Source organism: Microbacterium aurum (assembly GCF_016907815.1).
Classification (GTDB): domain Bacteria; phylum Actinomycetota; class Actinomycetes; order Actinomycetales; family Microbacteriaceae; genus Microbacterium; species Microbacterium aurum.
The window spans coordinates 1985273-2010181 of the sequence record NZ_JAFBCQ010000001.1 but is presented as its reverse complement, the minus strand read 5'-3'; the positions used below and the strand labels follow the sequence as shown (position 1 = coordinate 2010181).

Sequence of the window (24909 nt, the reverse complement as noted above, 5' to 3'; positions counted from 1 at the left end):
ATCGGGTGATCCTGGCGGTCCTCTGCACACGAGTTCAACGCCGGGCTGGTCACCTGCCAGGTGCTCACCGCGCTCCCCGGACCCCGTCACCCCGCCTGCCGTCTAATCCCGGAGCCGTCGCTTACGTCCCCGCTTCTGAGCTGCCACGCGTCTTGCAGATCGAGGGCGCCGCGCGATTCGCCGTGTCGCATCTGATGCGACAGACCGCCTCCGCTCACCTCCTCAGCGAGCGGGAGGGAGGCGGCCTGAGTGACGGTCTCGATGCGTGTGATGTCGGCGGGTGACGGCTATAAGTACCTGCTGCGCACCGTCGCTGCGGGCGACGGCGACAGGTCGCTCTCGACGCCGTTGACGCGCTACTACGCCGAGGAGGGAAGCCCGCCCGGTTTCTGGCTCGGTTCCGGCGTTGGGACTCTCGGTGGCGGGCAGATCGCACAAGGCGATCAGGTCTCCGAAGCCCAGCTCCAGCTCTTGGTCGGCATGGGGCGTGACCCGATCACCGGGGCACCGTTGGGCCGGGCGTACCCCGAGTACCGGGCGGTGGCCGAGCGCGTCGCGGAGCGTGTCTCGGCCCTCGATCCGACGATCGGGCCGGCCACCCGGACCGAGGCGGTCGCAGCGATCCAGGCCGAGGAGGCGGCGCGCGGGACGCGCCGCGCGGTCGCGGGATACGACTTCACGTTCTCAGTGCCGAAGTCCGCCTCCGTGTTGTGGGCGGTTGCCGACGCCGGGACGCAAGCGCTGATCGCGGACGCGCATCATGCGGCGGTTGCAGAGGTGGTTGCGTTCATGGAGCGGGAGGTTGCAGCCACCCGCGCCGGTGCAACCGGCCGCGACGGCGCGGTTGCGCAGGTCGATGTCCACGGGCTGATCGCCACAGCGTTCGACCACTACGACTCCCGTGCGGGTGACCCGCATTTGCACACGCACGTCGTCATCTCGAACAAGGTGCAGACCGTCCTCGACGGCAAATGGCGAAGCCTGGACGGCCGTCCGATGCACGCCGCGACCGTCGCTCTGTCGGAGCTGCACGAGGCGGTGTTCGCCGACCACCTGACCCGCGCGTTCGGCGTGGAGTGGGAGGCGCGGGAGATGGGCCGCGACCGCAACCCCGCCTGGGCGGTCGCCTCGGTACCGCAGGAACTGGTCTCAGAGTTCTCGTCCCGGTCCCGGCACATCGAGGTCGAGAAGGATCGACTGATCGCCGAGTACGTCGCCCGGCATGGTCGGCAGCCGTCTGCGGCGACGATCATCAAACTGCGCGCGCAGGCCACGCTCAGCACCCGCCCGGAGAAGCAGGTTCGTTCCCTCGCGGACCTGACCGCTGAGTGGCGGGCGCGGGCCGGGCGCATCCTCGGGCAGAACGCAACCTCATGGGCGCGCACCGTGACGGCGAACGACGCGCCTCTGCTGCTGCGCGCGGACGACGTGCCGTTGGACGTGATCGGCACGCTCGGGCAGTCGGTCGTGGATGTCGTGGGCGAGAAGCGATCGACGTGGCGGCGGTGGAACCTCACGGCCGAGGCGGCGCGGCAGACGATGCGCTACAGGTTCGCGTCCACCACGGATCGGGAAGCGATCGTCGGGATGGTCGTGGACGCCGCCGAAGCCGCATCCCTGCGGCTGACCCCGCCCGACCTCGCATCCAGCCCGGCCGTGTTCCGCCGCCCGGACGGGAGCAGCGTGTTCCGGCCGAAGAACTCGGCGGTGTTCTCCTCCGAGACGCTGCTGGCCGCCGAAGACCGACTCCTCGAGCGTGCCCGCACGACCACCGGCCCGACCGTCCCGCTTGCCACCGTCGAGAAGATCGCGGCGCGACCGGACAGGAAGGGCCACGCCCTCGGTGATGACCAGGCGGCCGCGCTGGCGAAGGTCGCCGTCTCCGGCCGGCTCGTCGATGTCCTCGTCGGCCCTGCCGGCGCGGGCAAGACCACGGCCATGTCCGCGCTACGCCGCGCGTGGGAGCACGAACACGGCGCAGGCAGCGTGGTCGGGCTGGCGCCGTCCGCGGTCGCGGCGCAGGTCCTCGCCGACGACCTCGGCATCCAGACCGAGAACACCGCGAAATGGTGGCAGAACCACCTCATGTACGGCGACACGTTCGGCATAGGGCAGCTCGTCATCGTGGACGAAGCCTCCCTCGCCGGCACCGTGTCCCTTGACCGCATCACCAGCCTTGCCGCCGAGGCCGGGGCGAAGGTGCTGCTGGTCGGCGATTACGCCCAACTCCAGTCCGTCGATGCCGGCGGTGCGTTCTCACTGCTCGTCCGCGACCGCGACGACGCCCCGGAACTGGTCGACGTGCACCGCTTCGCCAACGAGTGGGAGAAGACCGCTTCCCTGGGCCTGCGGCATGGCCGCACCGAGGTCATCGACACCTACCTGGACCACGAGCGCGTCCACGGCGGTGAGACGGAGGCGATGGTCGATGCCGCATACGCCGCCTGGCGGGCCGACCGGCAGGCCAGGCAGGCGACGGTGCTGGTCTCCGACTCGAACGAATCCGTCCTCGCCCTCAACCAGCGTGCCCGCACGGACCTGATCCTCGACGGCACCGTGAACCCCCGCCGCGAAGTCGAACTCCACGACGGCACCCGCGCCGCGGTCAGTGACAGCGTCATCAGCCGCCGCAACGATCGCCGCCTGCGCGCCGGCCGCGGGTGGGTGCGCAACGGCGACAGGTGGACGGTCACCGAGGTCCGAGACGACGGCTCTCTCACACTCCGCCGCGCCACGGCCCGCTGGGGAGCATCGGTCGTCCTCCCGGCTGACTATGTGGCCGAACACCTCGACCTGGGGTATGCCGTGACCTCGCACCGGGCACAGGGCATCACCGTCGACACCGCGCACGTCGTGGTCGACGCCGCCATGACCAGGGAGAACCTGTATGTCGCGCTCACCCGCGGCAGGCAAACGAACATCGCCTACGTCGCCATCGACAAGCCCGACGACTCCCACGACGGCCCGCACCCCGCCGACAACACCGAAGCGACCGCACGAAGCGTGCTGTTCGGCGTGCTCTCACATGTCGGCGCCGAGCTCTCCGCACACGAGACCATCACCGCCGAGCAAGACACCTGGGCGAACATCGGCCAGCTTGCCGGCGAGTACGAGACGATCGCCGCCGCCGCACAACGCGACCGATGGCTCACGCTCATCTCCTCCTCCGGGCTCACCGACGAGGAGACAGAAGCCGCGATCCATTCCCCAGCGTTCGGGGCACTCACCGCAGAACTACGCCGTGCCGAGGCCAACAACCACGACATCGAGAACCTGTTGCCTCGCCTGGTGCGAGCACGCGGGTTCCAGGACGCCGACGACATCGCCGCCGTCCTCCACTACCGCCTCGCCCGCGCGACACAACGGCCTGCCGGATCGGGCCGGACCCGGAAGACCCCGCGGCTGATCGCCGGGCTCATCCCCGAGGCCACTGGCATCATGAGCGCCGAGTTCCGCCACGCCCTCACCGAACGGCGCGACCTCATCGAGGCCCGAACCGACGCACTCCTGGACACCGCGCTCACCGAACACGAAGGCTGGACCAAGGCACTCGGCGCTCCTCCGAAGCAGCTCCGCACCGTGGCCGCATGGCGGCAGGCCGCCCGCACCGTCATCGCGTACCGCGACCGCTACGACATCACGGACGCCGCACCGCTCGGCGCACCGGCCGAGAACGACGCGCAGAAGATCGACGCCGCCCGCGCCCGCGCAGCCCTCGACCGCGCCCGCACGCTGTCAGACACCGGCCGAACCGAACGCGAACGGCCTCGACGCACCACGACGCGACCGCTCGGACCGAGGCTGTAGGCACCCTGCTGGCGGACGGAACCCGTAACTGCCCTTACGAATGTCGCCGGGAAGTCGTACCCTGGAAGGGAGGCAGCGTTTCACATCTCTGCGGGTCCTTCGGGACAGTCCCTTCGGGGCCACTCATCAAAGTTTCTGCCTCCTCGACGGAGAAACACGTCCTGATGAGAGGCCCGACCATGTTCCGACTGCTCTGGGCGGCCAGCGTCCGCACCCGCTACTTCCTGCGCCGCTACATGCCCGCCAACGTCCTCCTCGACCGCATCCGCACCCGCCGCGGCCTCAAGTGGGGTCTGCCCGCGATGCTCCTCGCCGCCCCCTACCTGCTCGCCGCGAGCATCTGCACCAACCTCATCGCAGACGGCGGCCCCGGCTGGCTCAACCTCCTCGTGATCCTGTTCATCTGGAACGCGCTCAAGTTCATCCTCATCGGGCCGGTCAGCCTCGCCCACCTGGTTCGCATCCGACTCCACGAAGCGGCCGAACGCCGCCGCGCACGCCGGCGAAGCGACGCGATGAAGTCCGCCCGCTACGCAACCATCGGGTCTTAGTGGCTAGGACAGCAACCGCTGTCCCCCTGACTGGTCAATAGGCTCAAATCACGCTCATGCCGGATGGAGACGACTACCGCACCTGCCCGCAGTGCGGGCTCGACTGCGAGCCAGTTCTATTCGACAGCGCCGGTGCCGGCGTCCGTGTTTCGTTCATCTGCCCCACCCACGGAGTCCACACCGTCGTGGACCCGTTCGCCGATTGTCGGTAGAAGCGGATCGCCACAGCTTCCCTATCCCGGCCCGGTCCACCTCTGAATGAAGCGGTCGAGGAGGTCGAGCGATCTACTAGGAGTCGCCTGACCTGCGTCGGGCAAGCATGCCGACATCGATGCGGTACTTGGACAGTTCGTTGTCGTACCTGCGTTCGCGGTTGACGAACGCCCGGACGCCACCTTCGAGGAGCTCTTGGATGCTCTTACGCACCTCAGGATTGTCGATCGGTCCAGTGGTGACCTCACCCTCCCGCTTCATGATTCGGAGTTGGCCTTCTGCATTCTCAAGCACGACGACCACCTCAGCGTCAGTGTTGACCGGGATGTTCGCTTCGTGGGTTACCACGATGAGTTGGCGTTTCCAGCGCGCCTTCCGGAACTGAGTAACGATGAGTTCGCTCACGAGCGCGCTATCAAGGTCGTCCTCGGGCTGGTCCAGTACCAGTGGGCTATCGCCATAGCTCAGTGTGAAGGCGAGCATCGCGGCGCTGCGTTGACCGGGGCTACCGTCAGTCACGGTTTGCCACGATCGCTCATCCGCTGGGTCGTTGCCCTCTTTAAGGAAGCGCATGTCGAGTGCGTCATCAGCACTCAGTGTCGCCAAGCCGATGCGTACCGTCTCAGTCGCCTGCTTGAGCCGCGAGACGAAGGAGCTTGACAGGTGGGCGTCGGACAACGGCGTGTAGTCGTTGCTGAGCAGCGCATCTCGCCAAACCTGAGACCGCGCGAGGCGCGTATCCAAATCGAGGCTGGCTCCCCATATCCACTCAGCAACGCTGAGCAGCGAATCAACGTGGTCACCCTGTCGAAAGCCGAGCTCGGTGTGAATGGCCTGGCGCCAGCTCGCATGATCCGCATGGGCATCGACAGAGAATCGGAGGCCAGGCGTCCGCGACGAAACAAGCTCAGTGAAGGAGTCACGGGCTGACCGTCTTTGGGCGAACAGCTCGTTGATCGCTGCCCAGGCGGCCGCTTCGTCCTCAACCTGCTTCGGCTGTTGCTTGGCGAGGTCATCAAGAGTCGCGAGTTCATCTGTGAACGCAACCTTCTCCACGCCGAGCGCGCCGTATTGAGAGAGATCGACGCCCAGTTCAGCAAGCCTCGCTTCGTAAGCCGTCTTGACGGCTTCGGCGGCGGCAATGGTCTTCGCGAACTCGTCCGTTTCCGAGTCGAGCCCCGCCCGCGCCGCACCCGTGACCCGTCGAATCTCTGTGACAAGGTCCGCGACCGCGGATGACGCGCGCTCTGCCAACTGCTCCAGTGGGGCGAAGAAATGAGCTCCTGCGTCGGTGGTGAGATTCGGGCGTTCAGGCTGAACGATCTGCTCTAGTGTCGTTGCCAGCTCGTCGGCCTTGGACGAATAGCGGAGGATTCCAGCCTTGTCGGTAAGGACAGCTTGGGCGGATGTGAGTTTCTTCTTCTCTTCCTCGTCGTCAAGCGCGGCGAGCTTGCGGTTCACTTCGGCGAGGTCATCCTCGACCTTCTTGCGTCCCGCGAGCTTGGCTTCGGTCTCAAGCCTGAGCGCGGACGCCTCGGTAAACCGGCGGCGCCGATCGTGCAGTTCCTCGGCGAACTGGTCTACGCGCACGGATGTGACATCGACTCCTCGGGCGACGAGTTCCACTGATACCTGGTCGTCATCCAACGCTTCGTCGACCAAGGCAAGCATGTTGGCGCTTGGGCTTTGCGTGCCTGGACGGTCTCCGCTAGTTCGCTCGAACAGTTCCTTCTGGCTGACTACTCGCACATTGATGAGCGAATGGTCGAGCGCCGTTTGAGTCCCGGATGCGAGCTGCCACGTTGCTGTGTCCTCGGCACTGCTCAAGGACTCAACGAAGGAGCTGGTGATGGTGGCATCGCGGAACACCTCTTCTTGATAGCGTGCCGACTCCTGATGGACTGATTCAGGAAGGTTCGTGTCTCCGCCATAGAGCGCTCGAAGCCCTTGGATAATCGTGCTCTTACCCGAACCGCGACTGCCGATGACGACCGTGATGCGTGGATCGAACTCAACCTCGAGCGTACTGCTGGAAGTTGACAGTCCTTCCAGCCGGATGGACCTTACATACGCATGTTTGACGCCGTCGGGGTCACCCGCCAGGCGTGTGTCCCAATCGCAGAATATCCGTGCCTCGTGATCGAGGAGTGCCTGGCGCAGGGAGGCCAGGTCTGGCTTATGCATACGGACCCACGTGTGACGCTCAAGTTGCTCGGGCGAGTATGCGTCTGAGGTGGAGACGTACGCCATCCGATGGACCGCCGGGAAGTTGTCGAGCTCACGGGCACGGAACTTCGAGTTGAATCCGCTTTCGCTCTTGCCGTTCGGTGCACCAACGTCAACTGCCTCCAGTCGATCGTGGTGAAGGCAACGCCACTTGATCGAACTTTCTTTGATCGAGTCACCGCTTGCAACACCGTTCTCCGTGAGGATGTGAGGCGCGATCGCGAGAGTGTCCTCAGGCAAGCTGTCAAGAATGTCAATCATCGACCTATGACTCGGCAGATGCTGCCCTTGGTCGTTGAAGGCTGGGTGATCCTTCGAGAAGTCGGCCGCTTTCATCCACTCATTGGTGAGTTGCTGGATGTCGGCATCAGGGTCTCCGAGTAGAAGAAGGTGAACTCCATCCGAGCCCGTGCCGGTGCTCAGCTCCATACCCGGGAACATGACCAGGCCTGCGGTACGAGCTGCTGTCCGCACTTCCTCCAACATCGCCGTCGAGTTGTGATCCGTGACTGCAAAGACCTCGATGCCCGCTTCCTTGATGAGAGCGACGTAGCTCGCTGCCGCCGTTGCCCTCCCCTCGGGTGTGAGGAGGTCCGCTCCGGGGAGCTTGAACCCACCCATTGGGCTGGCGACCTGGAAGTCGGTGCGGTACCACCGGGAGTCACCCGATGGTAGATCAACGGGTGCTTCTGCCATTGCCGGCCTCGCTCTCTGGCGGTGCTCGGCTGGGCGGATCGCCTAGATCGTCATGGAGTCATGTCACCAACAATCATGGCCTGCGCCTCCACCTCCCAGGAACTCGACACGCCAGGACCGCTGACGGCCGGCGTTCCAGCGAGGATGTCCTTGAGGGTTGTCCCAAAACGGCCGCGTAGCGGCGTCAGATAGTCCATGTGGTATTCGCTGCAATCCCCCTTACATTTTCTCGCAGTAATGCTCGCCTGATCTGGGACTCACGCGACACCGCTATGCATGAAGGTCGGATGGGCCTCGATAGCGAAGTTCGACGACATTGGCAGGGCTGGCCCCGGCGACTGTGAGCAAGCCGCGCCGATTCGGATTGAGCGGTTCCTCAAGCAGACCGGCCCGTCGACCGTCAGCGGCCTGGAGAATGGTCTCCCCGTTCGCAAGGGACACAGCCCGATACGGCGTCCCACTACTCGGCTGATGATCGGGGAGCCAGGCCACTGCGGCATCCTCGATCGTGTTGATCCAGGTCCTCTCCGGCGCAGCAGTGCTACGGCCGATGAAACCGACCCAGAGATCGTAAGATGACACAGTCGGCCAGTGCGAGTCGCCTGCGCGTCGCCGGACCTCCTCCGAGTTCATCCACTGGTGAAGCTCCGACACGGTCGTGAAGGCGCCATCTCCGGCAGTGACCGCGGCGAGAGCACCGGCTCGGGAAGAGAATCCGGCCTGCATGAGCAGCGCGGCCGAACGGTTCAGCGTCCCTGTTTCTAGCGCCGCAACTGCGAGTCCGTGCTGGTCGGTGAGGAGCGCCCAAAGATCGCCGAGAGGCTCTTCGTGGGCGGTCGCTCGGACCCGGACCGCTTCCAGCGCCCATGGCAGCCTGTACGCCAGCGAGTCCTCAATGAACTCCAGCGTGTCCGTGACCTCCTCCCCCGCTATCTGCGAGGGGTCCTCGCCGCGAAGCCAACCAGCGAGGACGCCTTCCCAATGTGGAGGAAGAGCGCGGGGCGCGAAGGGGTGAATGCCGAATGCGATCCTGGCGAAGCTCGTTAGGGCATCGATTGCGGCATCGGGGTCGCCGATTCGGATGTCCTCGTCTGCGTCGCGCAGATACTGCTCCAAGATGCTGGCGTGCTCATCGAGTTGGCGTCCGGTCTCGAGACCGACCCCCGCAAGGAAGTACCCTCGGCGCTGGGCCGCAGTTGACTGGCTCCAGAGGAAGCGCGCACGCGCGGTCAGACCGGCTCGAAGCGCTGTCTGAACGGGCTCCTGCCGTCGAACCAAGCTCCTAGCCCAAAGGGACGAGGCGAGCACGTCATCGAGAGCCCCCTCGACTCCGTCCTCCGCAACCGCGGAATCGTTGAGCAGACTGAGGAGGGCGTTGTCGAGGCTAGCGAGCTGCGAGCGCCACGCAGTTCGGGAACGCTCAGCTTCCTCCTCGCTCTCGGCTACAACTTCTGGGTAATCCCACGCCGCTGTACCGGCGACGTATTCCAGCAGCGCGTCCAGGTTCCGGAGACCGTGCTTAGCCTGCATCCGGGCGAACAGGTTCACCACCAGTTGCAGTAGGCCGCTTTCCATGTCGCGCAGAGCCGTGTCCTCGACCAGCTGCCTCCAATTCCGCCTCCCTCGGGACACATCCTTGAAGATTGGGTGGACGACGAGGCCGACGGAGTCCACGAACGCTCGGCCGGCTCTGCCGACGATGTTGCGAAACTCAGACGCCTTGATCAGTTCCCGGTTGCGCCAGAGGCTGTGCATTACGAGCGCACTGGCCGAGAGGTTGAGTCCCTGGGTGAGGGTCGGTGAAGAGACCGTAACCTTCAGCGCTCCTCGCTGTAGCAGCCTTTCAACCTCTCGTCGGTAGGGTGCGGGCAGCGATCCGTGATGAATCGCTACACCGAGTCTCAGACAGGCGAGGATCGGGTGATCTCGGCCGAACCATTCCTCTCCGATCGTGATGGCGGAGGCGAGGTCGCCCGGATCTCCTTCGAAGACACTCCCGAGTGCTCCGCGGGCATGAAGGTCGACGATGACTTTGGCAAAGGCGTTCACCGATGACTTGAGTGGGCAGAAGATCAGGACGGTCTGCCCCTCGTCGACGAGCCGCCAGGCGGTAGCCAGCGTCAGCTCCTGCGGATCCTTGGGGAAGGGCGTCGTCCTGCGACCGATCGGTGGAACGAAGGGTTCGAGGAACCGGGGCACGAAGGGCTCCTCGTCTCCCACGATGATGCTCAGGCGGGCTCGATCGCCTTGCCAAATCACTTCGCCATAGCGAAGTTTCGTCGGCCGCCACGAGCTCGCGATGAGACCGTCGGGTTGGTCATCGGTGAGCCAGTTGACGAAGTCCTCGACTTCGTCTCCGTCTGGCAGGATCGCCGAGAGGCAGATTATACGTCTGGTGGCCGCATCCTCACGGCGCAGCAGTCGTTGTACCTGAACTTCGTATCGGACCTCACGTTCATCCGCCCCGATCATGTGCCCCTCGTCGAGGACGACAAGCCCTACGTCGTCGAGGAGTGTTGGGTCGTTGCGCAGGGCGAAGTCGAGCTTCTCGGGAGTGGCGACGACGATGTCCCTCTCTCGCAGCAAATCCTCGTCGGCGCTGCTGGCCCCGATCGCGCCGTAGAGGGATGTGACGGTCTTCCCCAGAGGGGTGAAGGTGCGTTGCAGGGCCGTTTCGGTCTGGGCTGACAGCGCCCGCAATGGGGTTACGAACACAACCCGCCGGCCCTCGGCTAGGCACGCGAGGATGCAAAGTTCGGCAATCCGGGTCTTGCCGGCGCTCGTCGGGAGAGACAACACCAGGTTCTCGCTGGTGTTCAGTACCCGCTCTGCGGCGGCGAGCTGCGACGGCCATAGGTCGATCTCCGAGCGTCGCCTCCGGAAGAGGGATGCGATGAACGTCGCACGCAGCCGTGCCCAGTCGCCGCCATCACCGTCGATGGGACTGTCCGGGAGCAGGCGATGGAAACTGGCCTCCCAGAGGCCGCGGAGTAGGTGAATCGCAAGTCGATGGCACCACCACTGCGGAACCATGTTCAGTTCGCTGGCGGCTCCTAGACCGACCTGCAGTGTACTGAGGGCCTCATCCAGCAGCGCTTGCTCGCCCCGCTCGAACGCAAGCAGCGCCATGCTGATCGCACCGACGAACGCGTCCGTCAGTGCGAGGTCGACGACGTCGATAACATCGGTGTCGCCGCTGTCAGCGTCCTGGTCCTCATCGCTCGTGGGCTCGAAGAGCCCGCGCAACGTCTCAACCAGGTTGGCGTCTGCTGCCACGTCCTCCTCGCGGTGGCTCAGGATGAGCGCGTCCAGGGTGTCGAGTTCTCTGCGGATGATGTGGATGAGGGATCGCTCGCCAATCGTGACTTCACCGGAATCGAGCGCTGTCTGAAGCAGCGAGTATGCCCGCGCGGAGTAACTGCCGAGGTGGTAGGCGGCTGCGGCGACGACACGGTGGAAGCCCCGTTCGCGCGAGTTAGGTCCTCTGGCGACGACTGATTCGATGGCTGTGGCTGCGCCCTCGAAGGCGCGTTGGGCGAGGCTTCGCGACCCATTCGCCTCCACGAGACGTAGCCCCAGGCCCAGGAGCGAATAGCCGTAGGAGAGAAGGTCGTAGCTGAGCAGCTGATCGAACGCGGGCGAGCCCTCGGGCAGGACGCCGTCACGCCATATCATCGACCGGGCTTCGCCGCGCGCGAGAAGCTGTTCGCGAAAGCCGGGGGTGGTCGCCTCCTCGATCGCGGCCTCAATGTTCTCAACTGTCTCGGGCATTGGCGATCGCTTTCGAGTACACGTTCGCGATGAACGCTTGATGCTCTGAGACCTGCAGGCCGACGGCGAGGCGCTTTACGCCGCCTCGATATGCGGTCGTGTTTGTCCGAAGGAGGTTGCGTGGGTCGTTGCCCGTGAAGGTGAAGAGCAGTTGCACCACCTGCCGTTGGCTGATCCCTGTAGTCAGTTGAGCGTCGTCGACAAGGTTCGCCAATGCATGCTCGCCGAGTTCGTGAAGTCGGTCAGCGACGAAGCTGAGAGCGTGAGGCGATGGGCGTCCTCGATCGCGTCTGAGCGCAAGGTCCGCGTCTATGACCGTCGCCGTTCCGAGCGTCGCACGGCTCTTGGCTTCGCCCTTCAGCAATTCGAGCGATCCGTTGGTGGCCGCGCGCACCCCAACCAGGTCATCGCCACGCATCGACATCTCGCGGTGGTCCTTCCACCGCAGGCGTTCTACGACTCGAAACCCCAGCTCAAGCGCCGCGTACTGCGCTCCGAGAATCTCTCCGAGGTCGCCTGAGCGGGTGCGCTTGCTTGTAGGGAGCTTCCCTTCCAGGTATTCGGCCGCAGCAGGCTTCCCCAGATCGGCGAGGATCGCGGCGACGCGGTCCGGACCCGTGTACTGGTTCGGGATCTGTGACGCAGCCCAGTCGACCCCCGACCCGATGGTCGCCGGCGGGGCAACCATGTGCACCATCGCGTGCCGCCTCAGCGGCTCGCGCGTGGAAGTCGTCCACGAAGAAAGCGGTGCCATCCCTCAATCGTGGCAGAAGCTCAGCTACTGAACTCAAACCATCCCATTGCCTCCGAAGCAAAGCGGCGCTCCGCGAAGGGGACAACTAGATCCTGAACCCGCCGGGTTAGGAACTGTTTGACTCTAGGTAGGCGAGGACGCTGCGCATCGCGAGGATCGCCTGTGTGGCGTCGGGTTGCTCGACCCGCGTGTCGCCCTCATGGACGGCGATATGGCGCTTCCCGTACAGCGCATCACCCGCAGCCGCGACGTCAGCAGGAGCATCAGCAAGCCGGCGCTTCACATCCGACCCACGTCCGCCGCACGCCGTCTCCACAGCAAGTCGCGCGGCGAGCACGGCCTCGCGGTAGCGGCCCGTGTCGAAGTGCGTCTGTGCGGTACGTGCGTGCGCCTCGGGCGCTGACTCATCCGCGAGCTCACGGAACGCGTCCCTATATGCGGTGTCGGGTGTCGGGCCAAGCAGATAAGTGAGCTCGGCGCCGTCGTTGAAGAGCAACACGTCGTAGGAGTCCGTGGCCGCACCTCCGGAAACCAGCACGTAGTCGTCAAAGCCGTCCTTCTGGTAGATGTTCGGCATGTGCTTGTCGGCACCTGTGAACTGCGGACTGCTGAGGAATGTGAGCAAGTGGTCCTGGTTCTTGCCGTACATCTCAATCTTCCGGCCCGTGACCTTCTGGCGAAGACGTAGACCAAGGCCTTCGTCATCGAAGGGGTACTCCTCGATGTAGGCCCACACGGATGTCGGAGGAGATGCGACGTCCGCCTTCACGATGTGAACCTTCACCGAGAAGCCCTCGAACGCCACAGCGATCTCTTGAGCGCCCTGTTTCACGATCGGCGCGGAGATAGCGATGTACTCTGTGCGACTCCGCGGCTCAACGAGCCCGCCTCCATGCGCGTAGCAGTCGTGCAACAGGTTCGACAGCGGAGCGAATGACCTGAGCATCTGGTTATCAGTCAGAACTCGCACGAGCCGTTTGGTCGACTTCTCGCGAAGACGGAGGTCAGGCGCGCCGACCGCATTCTCGAACCGCTCGACGTAGCACTTGACGATGCCGGAACTCTGGGCACTACGAGCAGTCACGCTCGCTGCCCGAGCATCTCGCCGGGTCTTCGAGCTTGATCGGCTCATCCCCAGTCCTCCGTCTCACGGCTGCCGAATCCCATCACCGTTGGGCGACGTCGTTGCCTTTCCGGAGAGCCGTCATCTGGCGCGCTACTCCTCGACCTCGGCGACACCAGTCCAGCCCTATTCGGGTGAAGGATCGGTGACAAGCTTCAATGTCGGCCTGGGATCGTCGATACCCAGGACTTCGCGCACACGTGCCGGGTGCCATCGCAGCTCGCGGGCGAGGTCTATCTGCGCGAAGCCGATTTGATCGGCAAGCCGGGCAGCCTCGGCCAACATCGACGGCACCTCTCCCGGATATGCGTTCACCGGCTCAGGGGCGTCCAGTGAGGAGCTGCGCAGCTGGTTCAGCTTCTGGTAACCGCGACGGATCGAAGCGTCGGAGACCGTACCGGTCTCTTTCATCCGTAGCAGCAGCGAGTCCACCGACACACCCCAATGCCGCGAGAGCTCATCGAGCCGGGAGAGGTTCACCGTCCGCGGCAGCAGGTTCACAATCTGGGAACGTGGAGTCAGGAGCTCAGCAGCGAACTGATCGGCTTCTCGCTCCTGCTGCTGATCGCCCGGTACTGCTTCTCCGTGCAGCAGCAGATGACCCAACTCGTGGGCAACCGTGAACCGGTAGACGAACACCGACTTTGCACGTTCGGGCGTCACCACGATGACCGGGCGAGCCAAGCGAGACGTCGAGAACGCGCCCACCCGGGCGACATCGGCGTTCGCCAACGTCAGCAGGCTCACGACGATCCCGTGCGATTCCGTCAGCGCGACTAGGTGCTTGACCGGCTTCACGCCCAGACCCCAATGTTCGCGAAGCGCCTGCGCTGCGGAAACCGGATCTGCTTGCTGCCGATCCACCACCGGCAAGTCGACATTGGGGAACCGGACCTTCTTCTCCAGCGCGAAGGTGAGCTCCCACACCTGCTCGATGAAAGCGATCGCCTTGGACCGATCCCGGGCCGTGGTCGAGCGCAGGCTCCGGAAATGCGCCTCCGAGCCGTCGACCCGGCCGATCGGTCGCCCCGTGGCGAAGTAGTCCACCGGAACATCGAGCTCGCGCGCGAGCACCGGCAATACATCGCGACGCGGTGTTACCACTCGCGACTCGTACTGGCCAATCGCCGCAGGCGTAACCCCAACTAGCTCGGCAAGCCTCGCCTTCGACAAGCCAGCCGCGAAACGCGCCTGAGTCAGACGGGCCGGATCGAACGCATCCGCGACGGCATCGAGATCGGGACGGTCGGTTACTCCGAGCAGAGAGAAGAGGGTGTCACGGTCGTCCATCAGCCTCTCCGTCCACCTCGTCGCCCTTCACCCCCAGATCCGGGCGCGGGATCGGCCCGTCGAAGAACGACTCGTCCGTCAGGTCCACATCCACCAGGGAGCCCGCGCCTACTTCGAGCAGAGATTCCATCGACGCGAAGGTGAGGTAGCCATCGCTCCCCAGCGTCGCCTCACCCCAGTCGACGCTGTAGAGCGCGAACGGGTTGCTCGCATACGGCACGACAACCACGCGGGAGTGGGTTGACAGCGCCTCCTCGAGCGCCTTGCTCTCGGCGTCGAGCAGCTCCCGCTCTTCCTCGGTCAACTCGGGGTGCTCGAACTCGATGTCCAGACGCTGCTGGGTCGATTCGCGCTGCTCACCGAACAGGGAGACCCGAGTGTCCGAGACGGCGAACGGGCGCGAGCCGATGTCCGTGGACCGCTCCCGCGCGAACCGCCACGGGAACAGGATCACACCGTTGAATGCGACCAGCTTGTATCCCCGGCGCGGAACGATCTCGGCCGAGGGCAGGCGCCCGAGCACCGTCACGAACTCGTCCAAACACTTCCGCCAGATCTGGCCATACACGCCGGTGTGCTTCATATCAGCCTCGGCCTGCGCGTTCACCATCTTCTCGTGGCAGTCGCGGATGATGGCAGAGATCTGCTCTCGCACCAGCACGCCGTCGGCTCCCAGCGTCCGCAGCGCCCACGCGCGCCCCTCGTCGATCGCCATGGTGGGCTCCCTTCATTCGGATACCCCAAACATAGCACATCGCTTTAGTTTTCGACGCCAAACGATCACGCGGAGCTGTCGCGTTTTGCGACGCGGGGTTTATTGGGGTCAGAGATGCCACGTGGTATTGCCCGCGTGCGTCGCGCCCGAGACGAGGACGTTGCGCCCCTCGGCCATCGCTGCGCGCAGCAGCTCGGCGGCAGCGGCCGGCAGCGATCCGGCCGCCACGAGGTCGTCGAGCGTCCGGCGCGCGGCGAGGAACTTGCGGATGTTGACCGCCAGATGGGTGCGGGTGATGTCGGGGATGACGACATGAAGACGACTGCCGTCCGGCAGCGAGGCGTCGACGAAGGGCTGGCTGAGATCGACGCGCCGCCCCGTCGCATGCAGCATCTTCTCCACGAGGTCGCGGACAGCCTCGTCGCTCAGCCGCAGGGGCACGCGCTCGCTGCGACCGGCGCGTGCGACGTACACCGTCGCGGGATCGTTGATCCAGATCTCCTCGACCTCGGGGTCCTCCAGCAGCGCCTGCAGCGGGCCGAAGCCGGTGACCCGGGCGAGCACGTCCCGGACGCACGCCGCCTCGTCCTCGATGAGGTCGAGCCCGCGCGCCAGCGCGTAGTCGTTGTGGCGGCGGACCTCGGCGAAGGCCACCTGCTGCGCCCGATCGGGATGGCGCAGGGGGTCGGCCTGCTCTTCGCGGAGACGATCGCGCACCCGGTCAGCGACGGTCTGCACGGCGGCAGACTCGTGGGAGAAACCCGCCGCCGTTCCGTACGCCCCGGCGCCCGCCGCGGAGACACCGCGAACGGCGGCGGGGGTGGGAGCGGCGAACGGCGTCACTCCGGCATCCTGACAAGAACCGGCCCCGCGCGGGCAACTTATCCACAGCCATTGCCGTGTGGTCTGACCACAGACTAGACTGGGACGGTGCTGACCATCCCGGAAACCCTCGACGCCCAGGCGAGCGCCGCCGTGCACAAGGTCCAGGCGCTCCACCATCCCGGGCGGTTCCTCGTCTCCGGGATGCTGGCGGGCGCGTACATCGGCATCGGCGTCGTGCTCATGGTCTCCACGGCCGGCCCGCTCGCCGCCGCCGGCGATGGCCTTGCGAAACTCGTGGCCGGCCTCGTGTTCGGTGTTGCACTCACGCTCGTGGTCTTCGCCGGCGCCGACCTGCTGACGAGCGCGATGATGATCCTCCCCCAGGGCGCGCTCATGCGGGCGATCGGACCGTGGCGCGCGCTGGGGGCCCTCGCCGCGACCTTCGTCGCCAATCTGGTCGGCGCGCTCGTCTTCGCGGCGCTCATCGTCGCCTCGGGTGTGCTCCACGCCAACGCACCCGCCGGCACGATGATCGCAGACATGCTCGCGGCCAAGGCCGAAGAAGAACCGCTGCAGCTGTTCGTCCGCGGCATCCTCTGTAATCTTCTCGTCTGCCTCGCGATCTGGATGTGCGCGCGCGTCCGCTCCGACGTCGCGAAGATCCTCCTCATCGTCGCGGCGATCCTCGCCTTCATCTCCTCCGGGTTCGAGCACGTCGTGGCGAACATGACGACCTACGCGATCGGCCTGTTCACCGGCGACCCGAACGCGACGCTGGGGCTGTTCGCGAGCAACATGCTCTGGGTGGGGCTCGGCAACCTCGTCGGCGGCGGCGTCATCGTCGGGCTCGGATACTGGATCATCGGCGGCTCGCCCCGGATGCCCGCCGCCGCTCTCCGCGACGACGTCGCGGAGCGGGTATCGGCCGCCGGATAGACTGAACGCTCCGCGGGAGTGGTGAAATCGGCAGACACGCAGGATTTAGGTTCCTGTGCCTTCGGGCGTGTGGGTTCAAGTCCCACCTTCCGCACGGGAACCAGCGGGTACTCTTCTTCTGGCCCTGCCGCCGACCGCATGACCGACCGACGGGAACTCCGTGCACTCTCTCGCCCTCATCCCCTGGCTCGACCCTGAGCTGATCATCAACGCCGCGGGCGCGTGGGCCCTGCTGGTGGTCTGCTTCATCGTCTTCGCCGAGACGGGACTGCTCGTCGGCTTCCTGCTGCCCGGGGACACGCTGCTGATCATCTCGGGCCTGCTCACGCACACCAACGACATCTTCGGCGTCAACATCTGGATCGTGTGCCTGCTCATCGCCCTGGCGGCCTTCGTCGGCGGCGAGGTCGGCTACCTCATCGGCCACAAGGGCGGCCCTGCGGTGTTCGAGCGCAAGGAATCGGGCCTGTTCAGCCGCAAGAACGTCGAGCGCACGAACGCGTTCTTCGAGCGCTACGGCGGTCTCACCGTGATCCTCGCCCGGTTCGTCCCGATCGTCCGCACGTTCGCGCCGGTCGCGGCCGGTGTCGGCCACATGCCGTGGCGCCGCTACTCGCTGTACAACCTCATCGGTGCGATGCTGTGGGGCTTCGGCCTCACGATGGTCGGCTACCTCATCGCCTTCATCCCGTGGGTCGCGCACATCGTCACGCAGTACATCGACGTCATCCTGCTGACCGCGGTCGGCGGGACGGCGCTCGTGACCCTGTGGCACTATTTCGCAGAACGCCGCAAGGTGCGCAAGGAACTCGCCGACGGCGAGCCTGCGACGACGGATGCCGAGGCGGCAGCCGACCTGACCCTGCCGGCGACCGCGTTCGAGGCCACCCCCGCCGTGCACGAGCTCGCCCCAGAGGTCTTCGAGACGCCTCCCGCGGAGGGCGAGACCCGCCGCAGCCGCCGGGGCGACGCGGCGTCCTGATTCAGGACGCCTTCTTCGCCTTCGACTTCGGCTTCGCCTTCTTCGGCGCGCTCTTCGCCGCCGATTCCTCGGTGTCTCCACCCCGCGCCGCGCGGCTGCGCTCGACGCTGGCCTTCAGCGCCGCCATGAGGTCGATGACCTCGCCGCCGGCATCCTTCTCGGCCTTCTCGCCGAACGTCTCCGAGGTGTCGAGCGCGTCGCCCTTCTCGAGCTTGGCGTCGATGAGGGTGCGCAGCTCCTGCTGATACTCGTCGACGAACTGGTCGGGCTCGAAGTCGCTCGAGAAGCTGTCGACGAGGGATGCCGACAGTTCGAGCTCCTTGGCGGAGATCTTCACCGGCTCGTCGAGCGCCGGGAACGCGGCCTCGCGCACCTCGTCGGCCCACAGCAGCGTCTGCAGCACCAGCACGTCGCCGCGAACCCGCAGAGCGGCCAGCCGCGTCTTCTGCCGCAGAGAGAACCGCACGATAGCGGTGCGCTCGGTCTGCTCCAGGGTCTTGCGCAGCAGCACGTACGCCTTGGGCGAGGCCGAGTCGGGTTCGAGGTAGTACGCCCGGTCGAGGGTCAGCAGGTCGATCTGCTCGGTCGGCACGAACTCCACCACCTCGATCTCCCGGGAGCGCTCGGCGGGGAGGGACGCGATGTCGTCGGCGGTGAGCACGACGGTGCGATCGCCGTCGTCGTAGGCCTTATCGATCTCGGCGTACGGGACGACCTCGCCGTCCAGCTCGCAGATGCGCTGGTAGCGGATGCGGCCGCCGTCACTCGCGTGCACCTGGTGCAGCAGCACATCGTGATCCTCCGTCGCGGAGTAGACCTTGACGGGCACGTTCACCAGGCCGAAGGTCAACGCGCCTTTCCAGATCGCTCTCATCCCCCCAGTGAACACCGGCCACAGCCATCACCGCCAGGGGTTGCGGCTAGCCTTGCGCACATGGCAGGCGCGGGGCAGGTCGTCGAGGTGGGGGGCCGTCGCCTGCGGCTGACCAATCTGGACAAGGTGCTCTACCCCGAGGCGGGCACGACGAAGGCCGAGGTCATCGACTACTACTCGCGGATCGCGCCGTGGATGCTGCCACACCTCGCCGGCCGTCCGGTCACGCGCCTGCGCTGGCCCGAGGGGACCGGACACGCCCCGTTCTTCGCGAAGGATCTCGAAGCCGGCGCCCCCGACTGGCTGCGACGCCGGGCGATCGACCACTCCTCAGGGGCGAAGGACTACCCGCTCGTCGACGACGTCGCCGGACTCGTGTACCTCGCCCAGGTCGCGAGCCTCGAGCTGCACACGCCGCAGTGGCGTTTCGACGCCGCGGGGAGCTCCGCCGGTTCGTCACGGCGCGCGCCGGACCGCCTCGTCCTCGACCTCGATCCCGGACCCGGTGCGGGCCTCGCCGAATGCGCCGAGGTCGCGCGGTGGGCACGTGAGATCCTGCAGGGTGTCGGCATGGATCCGCTGCCCGTGACGAGCGGGTCCAAGGGGATCCACCTGTACGCGGCGCTGGACGGCACGCGCTTGAGCGACGAGATCTCGGCATTCGCCCGCGAGCTCGCCCGGGCGCTGGAGGCCGACCACGCCGATCTCGTCGTGAGCGCGATGACGAAGGCCGTCCGCGACGGCAAGGTCTTCGTCGACTGGAGCCAGAACAACGGCGCGAAGACCACCATCGCGCCGTACTCGCTGCGAGGACGCGCCCAGCCGATGGTCGCAGCGCCCCGCACGTGGGACGAGCTCGACGATCCGGTCCTGCGACACCTGCGCTTCGACGAGGTGCTCGAGCGCGTGGCGACCACGGGCGATCTGCTCGCCCCGCTTGCTCCCGCGGCCGCCGATCCGCTCACGGCCTACGTCGGCAAGCGCGCGGCCGACGCGACGCCGGAGCCGTTCCCGACCTCCGCCGCTCGCGTCGCCGCTACGGGCGCGTCCGGCGCCGCGCTCCGGTTCGTCATCCAGGAGCACCACGCACGGCGGCTGCACTTCGATCTCCGGCTCGAACGGGACGGCGTGCTGGAGAGCTGGGCGGTCCCCCGCGGCATCCCCGAGACGACCGATCGCAACCATCTCGCGGTCATGACCGAGCCGCACCCGATGGAGTACCTGACCTTCGCCGGCGAGATCCCCGCCGGACAGTACGGCGCGGGCAGCATGACGGTGTGGGACACCGGCACGTACGAGGCCGAGAAGTGGCGCGAGGACGAGATCATCTTCACGCTGACCGGCCGCCCCGGCGGGCCGCTCGGTGTCGTGCGCCTGGCCCTCATCCGCACCTCCGGCGCCGGCGAGAAGTCGCAGTGGCTGCTGCACCTGATGGCCCCTCGCCCCGCGGCGGCGCCCTCGCCGGCGGGATCATCGGCGGCGCCGGAATCGCCGGCAGCGCCAGCGTCTTCGCCGGCGACGGTGCGCCCGCGGGGCGCGACGGCGGCGGACGACGCGCCGATGCTCGCGGTGAACGCCACGCCGGCACGGGCACGCGCCGCCGCGGCGCGTCGCAGTGAGGCGTGGGTGGAGTTCAAATGGGACGGCATCCGGGCGATCGGCACGTGGGACGGTCGGCGGCTGCGCCTGCGCGCGCGCAGCGGCACCGACATCACCGCGCGCTACCCCGAGCTGACCGCCGTGGACGCGGGGCTCGGCGCCGCCCCGGCCGTGATCGACGGTGAGATCGTGGCGATGGATGCCGCGGGGCGGCCGAGCTTCTCCCGGCTCCAGTCGCGCATGCACCTGACGACGCCCCGCGAGATCGAACGAGAGTCCCGCCGGGTGCCGGCGACCTACATCCTGTTCGACGTGCTGCGCGCCGCGGACGCCGACGTCGCCGCCCGGCCGTTGCGCGAGCGCCGCGGCATCCTCGAGGAGATCGCCGCCGACGCCGTTCCCGCGATCGTGCTGCCGCCGGTCGCGGCCGACGTGGATGCCGCCCTGCAGACCGCGCGGGAGCTCGACCTCGAGGGCATCGTCGTGAAAGACCCCGACGCCCCCTACCGCCGCGGCGCCCGCAGCGAGGAATGGCTGAAGGTCAAGCTGACGCGCACCCAGGACGTCGTGATCGGCGGCATCCGCCCCGGCAAAGGTGGTCGCACCGGCGCCATCGGCTCCCTGCTGCTTGGCATCCCGGAGGCCGGCGAGCTGCGCTATGTGGGGCGTGTGGGGTCGGGCTTCAGCGAACGGGAGCTGACGCGACTGGCCGACGTGCTCACGCCGCTTCGCACCGACGAGAACCCGTTCACGGGCGTTCCCGCCGCGGACGCGTCGGACGCCCTGTGGGTGCGTCCACAACGAGTGGCCGAGGTCGAGTTCGCCGAGTTCACCCCGGGCGGCACACTGCGCCATGCGCGCTGGCGGGGGCTGCGCCCCGATGTCGCCCCCGACGCCGTGCGCCGCGAGGTCTGAGCGCTCACCCCGCGACGATGGATGCCGACACCGACGGTGTCGGTCGCGGCGGATCGGCGAAGACCCCGACCCCTTCGGGCGCGAGTACGAACTGCAGCGAGGTGCCGAGGCCGAAGGCCTCCTGGAGCTCGTCGGGTGAGGTCTCCGAGATCGTGAACTGCGCGACCGCGGGGAACGCCCCCGCCGCGCAGCCGTAGTACATCTGACCCTCGATGGTGGTGCCGTCCTGACTGACCGCGCCCGCCGGGACCACGGTCAGGCAGTCGGCGTCGATGTCGGCATCTGGCCCGTACGCGCGGGCACGCAGCGCGCGGAGCTCGATCAGCGTCTCGTCATCCATCATGAGCATCGTCGCACAGCGGGCGCCGGCGTCAGGTGTGCGCGTCGTGTTCGCGGTGGCCGGCCGGTTCCATCTGGAAGGTCGAATGCTCGACGTCGAAATGCTCCGAGAGGCAGCCCTGCAGCCGCGACAGCAGGGCAGCCGAGCCGCCGGCGAGGACGCCCGGCTCCACCACCACGTGCGCGGTGAAGACGGGCGCCCCGCGGGTGAGCTGCCACACGTGCACGTCGTGCACGTCCACGACGCCGGGCTCGCGCAGGATGTGATCGCGGATCGCCCCGACCTCGGTGCCGCGGGGAGCCCGCTCCCCCAGCACCGAGAACGCCTCGCGGAGGAGGCCGATGGCACGCGGCACGATCATCACGGCGATGACGAGCGAGGCCACCGCATCCGCCGGCATCCATCCGGTCGCCCAGATGATCGCCGCGGCGACGATGACGACGGCCGAGCCGATGAGATCGCCGAGCACCTCGAGATACGCGCCGCGGACGTTGATGCTGCGCCGCTGCGCCGCCGACAGCAGGTACATCGAGACGGCGTTGGCGACGAGGCCGACCGCGGCCACGGCGAGCATGAGGGGGGCGGCGACGTCGGCCTCGACCGGGGCCAGCAGACGCTGCAGCGCCTCGACGGTGATCCACGCCATCAGCGCGATGAGGATGACGGCGTTGATCAACGCTCCGAAGACCTCGGCGCGTTGATATCCGTACGTGTTGCGGTCATCGGCCGGCCGCGCGGCGACGATGGAGGCGATGAGCGCGATGACGAGCGCCGACGAGTCGGCGAACATGTGCGCCGCGTCGGCGAGGAGCGCGAGCGATCCGGCGAGGACGGCGCCCGCGATCTGCACGAGCATGATCGCCGCGGTCAGGCACAGCGAGATCGTCAGCAGTCGCTGATTGCTGGCGTTGCGGATGCCGGAGGGCGCGTGATCGTGCATGACGGCAGGTTATTGCCGCCACGGGGCGAACCGGCCGATGCCGCCGCAGTCGGGAATGATCGTGATTCTCACTCGCCGTGCCGAGCCTCCCGCGCGGCGTCGTCAGCCCGGCAGGCGCTCCAGCAGCGGCACCAGGGCGGCGAAGGCGCGGGCGCGGTGCGACGCGGCGTTCTTCTCGGCCGCCGACAGGTCTGCCGCACTGCGGCCGCCTTCGCCGTCGGGGAGGAACACCGGGTCGTAGCCGAAGCCGCCGGTGCCGGAGGGAGCGGTCGCGAGGCGACCGTGCCACACGCCTTCGACGGTGTGCTCGGCCGCGCCCGTGCCGTCGGCATCCGGCACGACCAGCGCGATCGTGGAGACGAACTGCGCACCGCGGTGCGGCTCGGCGATGTCGGAGAGCTGATCCAACAGCAGGTCGAGGTTGGCCCCGGCATCCTTGCGGTGCCCCGCCCAATACGCCGAGAACACCCCGGGGGCGCCGCCCAGCACGTCCACGCAGATGCCCGAGTCGTCGGCGAGGGCGGCGAGCCCCGTGTGCGCAGCGGCAGCGCGGGCCTTGATCAGGGCGTTCTCCGCGAAGGTGATGCCGTCCTCCACCGGTTCGGGGCCGTCGTAGCCGACGACCTCCAGATCGGGCCGGACGGCCGCGACGATCGCGGCGAACTCCTCCACTTTGTGCGGATTGTGCGTCGCGAGGACGATTCTCTGGCTCATCACGCTCGATTCGAAGGAGTTGGACACATCCGACGCACGGTCAGCCGGCGAGCGCGGCGGTCTGCGCCTCGCGCAGGTCCGCGCAGCCGGCGACGCCCAGCTCCAGCAGGGCGTCGAGCTCACGCTTGTCGAACGGGGCACCCTCGGCGGTGCCCTGCACCTCGACGAACAGGCCCCGGCCGGTCACCACGAGGTTCATGTCGGTCTCGGCGCGCACGTCCTCGACGTAGGCCAGGTCGAGCATCGGCTCGCCGTCGATGATGCCGACGGAGACGGCGGCAACGGAGTCGATCAGCACTTTCGCGTTCTTGCCGACGAGGCCCTTCGCGCGCCCCCACTCGATCGCGTCGGCGAGCGCGACGTAGGCGCCGGTGATCGCGGCGGTGCGGGTGCCGCCGTCGGCCTGCAGCACGTCGCAGTCGATGACGATCGTGTTCTCGCCGAGGGCCTTCGTGTCCACGACCGCACGCAGCGCGCGACCGATCAGGCGGGAGATCTCGTGGGTGCGTCCGCCGATCTTGCCGCGCACCGACTCGCGGTCGTTGCGCGAGTTCGTGGCGCGGGGCAGCATCGCGTACTCCGCCGTGACCCAGCCCTTGCCCTTGCCGGTCAGCCAGCGCGGCACGCCGCCGGTGAAAGACGCGGTGCAGAGCACCTTCGTACCGCCGAACGAGATGAGCGCGGAGCCCTCGGCGTGCGCACTCCACCCCCGCTCGATCGTCACGGGGCGGAGCTGGTCGACGGTACGGCCGTCGGCGCGGGCGGTGGTGGACTCGGTCACGGGAGTTCCCCCTTCGGGAGGTCGATGGCGCCGGTCTGGACGAGGCGGACGGCGGAGACGCCGCGCCCCATCAGCCGATCGGCGAGGTTCAGGAAGTGGTCGGCGGAGTCGCCGGTGGCTTCGTAGACGTGGGTCGGCACGGCGTCCGGCCCCGCGAGGAGGTCGCGGGAGACCAGCTGGCGGTAGACGTCCTTGGCCGTCTCGGTGTCGCTGGAGACCAGCGACACGCCTTCGCCCATGACGTAGCTGATCGCCCCCTCGAGGAACGGGTAGTGCGTGCACCCGAGCACGAGCGTGTCGACGCCCGCATGACGCAGCGGTGCGAGGTACTCCTCGCACGCCGCGAGCACCTCGGGCGAGCCGGTGACGCCCGCCTCGACGAAATCCACGAAGCGCGGGCACGCCTGCGCGAACACGGCGAGGTCCTCGTTGACGCCGAGCATGTCCTGGTAGACGCCCGATCCGATCGTGCCGATCGTGCCGATGACGCCGATGCGGCGATTGCGGGTCATCGAGATCGCGGTGCGCACGGCCGGGCCGATGACCTCGACGACCGGCACGTCGTACCGTTCCCGCGCATCGCGGAGCATGGCGGCGGATGCCGTGTTGCAGGCGATCACGAGCATTTTGACGCCCTGGTCGACGAGGGTGTCGAGCACCTCGAGGCTGTATCGGCGCACGTCGGCGATCGGCTTCGGACCGTAGGGCGAGTGCGCCGTGTCGCCGATGTAGAGAACGGACTCCCGCGGCAGCAGCTGCGAGACCGCCCGGGCGACGGTGAGTCCGCCGACGCCGGAGTCGAAGATCCCGATGGGAGCGTCCCGTCCCTGAGCGCGCCGAAGGATCACGCTCCCAGC

Annotated in this window: 19 protein-coding genes and 1 tRNA gene; 6 read left to right on the top strand and 14 right to left on the bottom strand. The window is 67.2% G+C overall.

All coding sequences use genetic code 11. The features are described from left to right. Nucleotides 1-261: 261 nt before the first annotated feature. Together mobF and JOD60_RS09950 are read left to right on the top strand one after the other, a co-directional pair. A complete protein-coding gene (mobF, locus tag JOD60_RS09955; protein WP_076692163.1) occupies nucleotides 262-3807 on the top strand; it encodes a MobF family relaxase in 3546 nt (1181 codons plus the stop codon). A 179-nt stretch (nucleotides 3808-3986) separates the two neighbouring features. Beyond that, complete coding sequence (locus JOD60_RS09950) at nucleotides 3987-4358, top strand: sulfate permease (RefSeq protein ID WP_076690474.1); 372 nt, start codon at nucleotides 3987-3989, stop codon at nucleotides 4356-4358. 288 nt (nucleotides 4359-4646) lie between these two features. On the opposite strand, the gene JOD60_RS09945 is transcribed toward JOD60_RS09950, so the two are convergent. The 8 genes from JOD60_RS09945 to JOD60_RS09910 form a co-directional block, all read right to left on the bottom strand. Continuing rightward, nucleotides 4647-7493, bottom strand: coding sequence for a TrlF family AAA-like ATPase (locus JOD60_RS09945; RefSeq protein WP_084201979.1), 2847 nt, complete (start codon nucleotides 7491-7493; stop codon nucleotides 4647-4649). Nucleotides 7494-7543: 50 nt separating this feature from the next. Continuing rightward, a complete protein-coding gene (locus JOD60_RS09940) occupies nucleotides 7544-7690 on the bottom strand; it encodes a hypothetical protein (protein ID WP_157127926.1) in 147 nt (48 codons plus the stop codon). Nucleotides 7691-7763: 73 nt separating this feature from the next. Continuing rightward, a complete protein-coding gene (locus tag JOD60_RS09935) occupies nucleotides 7764-11264 on the bottom strand; it encodes a DEAD/DEAH box helicase (RefSeq protein ID WP_076690472.1) in 3501 nt (1166 codons plus the stop codon). Then, complete coding sequence (locus tag JOD60_RS09930; RefSeq protein WP_084201978.1) at nucleotides 11248-11961, bottom strand: Hachiman antiphage defense system protein HamA; 714 nt, start codon at nucleotides 11959-11961, stop codon at nucleotides 11248-11250. The genes JOD60_RS09935 and JOD60_RS09930 overlap by 17 nt, the downstream gene beginning before the upstream one ends. Before the next feature lie 163 nt (nucleotides 11962-12124). Then, nucleotides 12125-13102: a hypothetical protein gene (locus JOD60_RS09925; protein ID WP_076690470.1), complete on the bottom strand. Its 978-nt coding sequence runs from the start codon at nucleotides 13100-13102 to the stop codon at nucleotides 12125-12127. A 165-nt stretch (nucleotides 13103-13267) separates the two neighbouring features. Continuing rightward, nucleotides 13268-14431: a helix-turn-helix domain-containing protein gene (locus JOD60_RS09920; RefSeq protein ID WP_076690469.1), complete on the bottom strand. Its 1164-nt coding sequence runs from the start codon at nucleotides 14429-14431 to the stop codon at nucleotides 13268-13270. Next, the gene (locus JOD60_RS09915) at nucleotides 14418-15146 is read right to left on the bottom strand and encodes a hypothetical protein (protein ID WP_076690468.1); all 729 of its coding nucleotides are present in this window, start codon (nucleotides 15144-15146) and stop codon (nucleotides 14418-14420) included. The genes JOD60_RS09920 and JOD60_RS09915 overlap by 14 nt, the downstream gene beginning before the upstream one ends. Before the next feature lie 108 nt (nucleotides 15147-15254). Beyond that, nucleotides 15255-15989, bottom strand: coding sequence for an ATPase, T2SS/T4P/T4SS family (locus tag JOD60_RS09910; RefSeq protein ID WP_307823859.1), 735 nt, complete (start codon nucleotides 15987-15989; stop codon nucleotides 15255-15257). An 87-nt stretch (nucleotides 15990-16076) separates the two neighbouring features. On the opposite strand from JOD60_RS09910, the gene JOD60_RS09905 reads away from it, so the two are divergent. From JOD60_RS09905 to JOD60_RS09895, 3 genes are all read left to right on the top strand, one after another. Then, on the top strand, nucleotides 16077-16907 hold the full coding sequence (locus JOD60_RS09905) for a formate/nitrite transporter family protein (protein WP_076690467.1): 831 nt from the start codon (nucleotides 16077-16079) through the stop codon (nucleotides 16905-16907). Nucleotides 16908-16919: 12 nt separating this feature from the next. Beyond that, nucleotides 16920-17001 (top strand) — tRNA-Leu (locus JOD60_RS09900). 66 nt (nucleotides 17002-17067) lie between these two features. Continuing rightward, a complete protein-coding gene (locus JOD60_RS09895; protein WP_084201977.1) occupies nucleotides 17068-17889 on the top strand; it encodes a DedA family protein in 822 nt (273 codons plus the stop codon). Nucleotide 17890: 1 nt separating this feature from the next. Here JOD60_RS09895 and ku read toward each other — a convergent pair whose 3' ends face one another. After that, nucleotides 17891-18763: a non-homologous end joining protein Ku gene (gene ku, locus JOD60_RS09890; protein WP_076690466.1), complete on the bottom strand. Its 873-nt coding sequence runs from the start codon at nucleotides 18761-18763 to the stop codon at nucleotides 17891-17893. 60 nt (nucleotides 18764-18823) lie between these two features. On the opposite strand from ku, the gene JOD60_RS09885 reads away from it, so the two are divergent. Next, on the top strand, nucleotides 18824-21277 hold the full coding sequence (locus tag JOD60_RS09885; protein WP_076690465.1) for an ATP-dependent DNA ligase: 2454 nt from the start codon (nucleotides 18824-18826) through the stop codon (nucleotides 21275-21277). 4 nt (nucleotides 21278-21281) lie between these two features. On the opposite strand, the gene JOD60_RS09880 is transcribed toward JOD60_RS09885, so the two are convergent. The 5 genes from JOD60_RS09880 to murI all read right to left on the bottom strand — a co-directional run bounded on the left by JOD60_RS09880 (nucleotide 21282) and on the right by murI (nucleotide 24900). Then, nucleotides 21282-21617, bottom strand: coding sequence for a hypothetical protein (locus JOD60_RS09880; protein WP_076690464.1), 336 nt, complete (start codon nucleotides 21615-21617; stop codon nucleotides 21282-21284). 31 nt (nucleotides 21618-21648) lie between these two features. Beyond that, complete coding sequence (locus tag JOD60_RS09875) at nucleotides 21649-22557, bottom strand: cation diffusion facilitator family transporter (RefSeq protein ID WP_076690463.1); 909 nt, start codon at nucleotides 22555-22557, stop codon at nucleotides 21649-21651. Nucleotides 22558-22659: 102 nt separating this feature from the next. Next, entirely contained in the window at nucleotides 22660-23271 is a 612-nt protein-coding gene (rdgB, locus tag JOD60_RS09870; RefSeq protein ID WP_076692161.1) for an RdgB/HAM1 family non-canonical purine NTP pyrophosphatase, read from the bottom strand. 40 nt (nucleotides 23272-23311) lie between these two features. Beyond that, nucleotides 23312-24052: a ribonuclease PH gene (gene rph, locus JOD60_RS09865; protein ID WP_076690462.1), complete on the bottom strand. Its 741-nt coding sequence runs from the start codon at nucleotides 24050-24052 to the stop codon at nucleotides 23312-23314. Then, a complete protein-coding gene (gene murI, locus JOD60_RS09860) occupies nucleotides 24049-24900 on the bottom strand; it encodes a glutamate racemase (protein ID WP_198159154.1) in 852 nt (283 codons plus the stop codon). Before murI ends, rph begins: the two co-directional genes overlap by 4 nt. Between the last annotated feature and the right edge of the window lie 9 nt (nucleotides 24901-24909).

Coding starts and splice junctions, on each gene's coding strand:
- JOD60_RS09950 (WP_076690474.1), top strand. CDS start 3,987: ATGTTCCGACTGCTCTGGGCGGCCAGCGTCCGCACCCGCTACTTCCTG.
- JOD60_RS09930 (WP_084201978.1), bottom strand. CDS start 11,961: ATGGTGCACATGGTTGCCCCGCCGGCGACCATCGGGTCGGGGGTCGAC.
- ku (WP_076690466.1), bottom strand. CDS start 18,763: ATGAGAGCGATCTGGAAAGGCGCGTTGACCTTCGGCCTGGTGAACGTG.
- JOD60_RS09940 (WP_157127926.1), bottom strand. CDS start 7,690: ATGGACTATCTGACGCCGCTACGCGGCCGTTTTGGGACAACCCTCAAG.
- mobF (WP_076692163.1), top strand. CDS start 262: ATGCGTGTGATGTCGGCGGGTGACGGCTATAAGTACCTGCTGCGCACC.
- rdgB (WP_076692161.1), bottom strand. CDS start 23,271: ATGAGCCAGAGAATCGTCCTCGCGACGCACAATCCGCACAAAGTGGAG.
- JOD60_RS09920 (WP_076690469.1), bottom strand. CDS start 14,431: ATGGACGACCGTGACACCCTCTTCTCTCTGCTCGGAGTAACCGACCGT.
- JOD60_RS09885 (WP_076690465.1), top strand. CDS start 18,824: ATGGCAGGCGCGGGGCAGGTCGTCGAGGTGGGGGGCCGTCGCCTGCGG.
- JOD60_RS09935 (WP_076690472.1), bottom strand. CDS start 11,264: ATGCCCGAGACAGTTGAGAACATTGAGGCCGCGATCGAGGAGGCGACC.
- JOD60_RS09945 (WP_084201979.1), bottom strand. CDS start 7,493: ATGGCAGAAGCACCCGTTGATCTACCATCGGGTGACTCCCGGTGGTAC.
- JOD60_RS09915 (WP_076690468.1), bottom strand. CDS start 15,146: ATGGCGATCGACGAGGGGCGCGCGTGGGCGCTGCGGACGCTGGGAGCC.
- JOD60_RS09875 (WP_076690463.1), bottom strand. CDS start 22,557: ATGCACGATCACGCGCCCTCCGGCATCCGCAACGCCAGCAATCAGCGA.
- JOD60_RS09880 (WP_076690464.1), bottom strand. CDS start 21,617: ATGGATGACGAGACGCTGATCGAGCTCCGCGCGCTGCGTGCCCGCGCG.